This is a genomic window from Haladaptatus ordinarius, from assembly GCF_054177595.1.
This window is the reverse complement of the sequence record NZ_JBPEHH010000220.1, coordinates 1-2,992: the sequence shown is the minus strand read 5'-3', so window position 1 is coordinate 2,992 and position 2,992 is coordinate 1. Positions and strand designations below refer to the sequence as shown.

At 50.8% G+C, this 2,992-nt stretch carries 2 protein-coding genes and 1 pseudogene; all 3 read right to left on the bottom strand.

Annotated elements, in window-relative coordinates; genetic code table 11:
• Positions 1–389 precede the first annotated feature (389 nt).
• A complete protein-coding gene (locus ACR3FF_RS26560; protein ID WP_458191080.1) occupies positions 390–800 on the bottom strand; it encodes a DUF7970 domain-containing protein in 411 nt (136 codons plus the stop codon).
• On the bottom strand, positions 797–1,669 hold the full coding sequence (locus tag ACR3FF_RS26555) for a ParA family protein (RefSeq protein WP_458191079.1): 873 nt from the start codon (positions 1,667–1,669) through the stop codon (positions 797–799). The genes ACR3FF_RS26560 and ACR3FF_RS26555 overlap by 4 nt, the downstream gene beginning before the upstream one ends.
• Before the next feature lie 510 nt (positions 1,670–2,179).
• Positions 2,180–2,377: pseudogene (locus tag ACR3FF_RS26550) on the bottom strand (IS5/IS1182 family transposase); the annotation flags it as partial.
• Between the last annotated feature and the right edge of the window lie 615 nt (positions 2,378–2,992).

Below are 2,992 nucleotides of genomic sequence, written 5' to 3'. Positions count from 1 at the left end.
TCGAAACGACTGATTCAGAACCATCGGTGAACAATGTCGGTCACAGCGGTTGCTACCGCTGTTCTCTCAAGATATCAGTACTCTAGTGGTTTGTAGAATTTGAGATCCCGAACTTGTGTGTGGCAGCGCCACCCCGCAGATTAGATATAGCAATATGTGATTTAAAATACCGCATTGTGCATGTAGAAGGGTTCTCTAGTGGTAAATCGGAAGATGACGGAATTTTGGCCATACTTCCGCATATTCTTCTAATAGGAAGTGAAATCGGGGGGGTCGGTGCCCTCGGCGAACCAGATTACGTGGTTTGCACCAGCGAGTGCTTACTGCAAGCGGTTTCGGGAACTTCCTCGAAGATATCGCCGCCCGTCGGAAACGGCAAAAAAGCCACGTTATTGGCGTCGTTCGGCAATTATCTCGACCAGTCGCTCGGGCTCTTCCACCGCGAGCGTGAGGACAGCGTCATGGATTTCACGCTTTTCCTCGTCTCGAATTCCTTGCCGCCGCAGTTCCGGAACAACTGAAATCCCAACCGCATCTTCAAATTCGTCCCACGTCTCTCCCCGAGCGTATAGCGGGCGCTGACGAACCTCCGAGTATTCGAACGGCGGACCAACGATCGTCGTCGATTCAGTTTGTGATGATTCCGACGACTGTGTCGTCTCGACTGACGATGTTTCCTCTGTCTGTGTCGGGTCATCTGCCGGTTTCGAGGAGGATTCGTGTGCGGGCTCGGATGTCTCGTGCCCTTCATCGTCGGTTTCGACGTCGCTCAGGTCGTCGAATGGATTCGCGTCAGTCATCGCTCGACACCACCGTTCGCGACGATCGATGCTAGTTCCTCGAAGTTCTCTATCTGGCTATTTTCGGGGTCATAATCCAGCAGTGGTTGATGTTCTTTCAGCGATTTCGAAAGTGCTGCACTATACCGGATACCGGGCTTCGGTGGTTGCATCTCTCCGTTGTCGATTGCGTCGAACTGTTCCGCCGTGATTCGTGCAAAATTCGGGATTTTTCCTTCCGTCGTTTCTGCCGTGTTCAGGTTTTCGAGGAGCTCGCGGTCTTCGGTTTGTTGGTCAATTCGTTCGCGAAGTTTGTTCGGGACGAGCGCGAGCACGTCGATATCGATGTATTCCTGCGAGGGAGTGATGAGCCGCTCCATCGTCCGTTTGTAGCCACCAATGGAACTGGAACCAGGCTCGAGGGGGATTATGACATTGCCGGACGCGACCAATGCATTGTTGTTGAGCATTCCAGGATAGGCCGGGCAGTCGAACACGATGTAGTCGTATCGATCTCCAAGGAGTGGGTCGACGATTTTTGTTTTCACCCGTGCAGACCCCTGGAGTGCACCTGCAAGGTCTTTTTCGACGTCTTCGAGCGTGTTCGACGATGGAAGAAGGTCGAAGCCGAACTCGGTCTCCTGAATCAGATCCGCGGCAGTCGCGTCTCCCGGGTCGAGAATGACATCACCAAGGTTCGTGTCGCCTCTGTAGACGTCATCGAATCCAAGGCCGTTGGTTGCATGACCGTTTGGATCAAGATCTGCAAACAAGACACGGCCTCGTTCGGTCATTTGTCGTGCAAGGTTCATCGAGATCGTTGATTTGCCGACGCCGCCCTTCAAAATGACCACGCTCACGGCGCGTGGTGTGTCTACGTTAGCTACCATTGTTTGACCTGGCCGCCGTCGCTCTTGTATTTCAATAGGTTCCTCGTTTAGACCAGCCACCTATTGTGCCTTATTCACGTTTTTCGGCGGTTGAGATAGCCGTCTCACTAATCAAGCATAAATGTGCCGTAAGTAGATGGCTGAGCTACAATAGGTAGCTCACCTATCTTAGCTACTGCACCTGAGACACCTATTGTACCTTTTACAGCCACATAGCGTGGATATGGTACCCAACAGGATAGGCACCTGTGCAGGATCCGGAAGACAGTTTAGCTAGAATAGGTAGCCCAGGTACAGTAGCTAAGCCACCTATTGTGGACGAGTCAGACACATATTGAGGATCAAGGAGGCAGTATGAAGGCTTCTACGCTATCAATGATAATAGGTGGAGCGAAACAGATAGAATAGCTGCAGTAGCTCAGGTAGCTGAGCCACCTATTGTAACCTAGTTAGATACTTATCACACTGGCGAAATCCTATCAGTTCCACTCTCTTGTTGGTGAACTCATTAGCGTACCGGAGACGTGGTATCTCGATGGAAGAGTTAATGAGAGTGCGATAGGTCGTGTTGTTCCGGACGTTGAGACAGAGTAGAACGATCCGTTAGTGGAGTGTGTAGCACCGTTTTAGGAACTTCGAGGAGTGTCGCGCGACAGCCCAACGAGCCGAGTGGAAAGCCTGCTCAACGTACCGGTGTACCTGCGACATTGGGAGGGGCTACAACTAGTCACACTCCTTGCTGACTCAGTAAGCAAATGCGAAATTTGCATAAAATCAATCTACGCAATCGATGGGGAATAGTTGAACGGAAATAGGTAGAATAGATACAGTAGCTTAGGTAGCTCAGATAGCTATTTCACCTATTGCAGCTATTGTTTTTGGTCTGCACCGATCGTAAGACTACTCAACAGTGGTTCAGACGTCGAGAGTAGACTATTGAGAGGGATAGGTTGCTAAACTACAATAGGTACCTTATCTAGGTAGACTACAATAGCCAGGCTACTCTAGAATCTCGACCGGATTTCCCTCACTGGTATGCCGACCATGGTGGCCTCACCGGCAAACTGCAGACGGTGAGTGGTGCCGAAATGTATGCTCACGCGGCCGATGCATCACTGATTCCACAGGGATCTGCAACTGGCAGGCGCAGGCCAGACGTCATAAACCACATTACGATATATGGAGAATTCCCGAGGCAGAACGCCACAAGTTCGGGATCTCAAATTCTACAAACCACTAGAGTACTGATATCTTGAGAGAACAGCGGTAGCAACCGCTGTGACCGACATTGTTCACCGATGGTTCTGAATCAGTCGTTTCGAC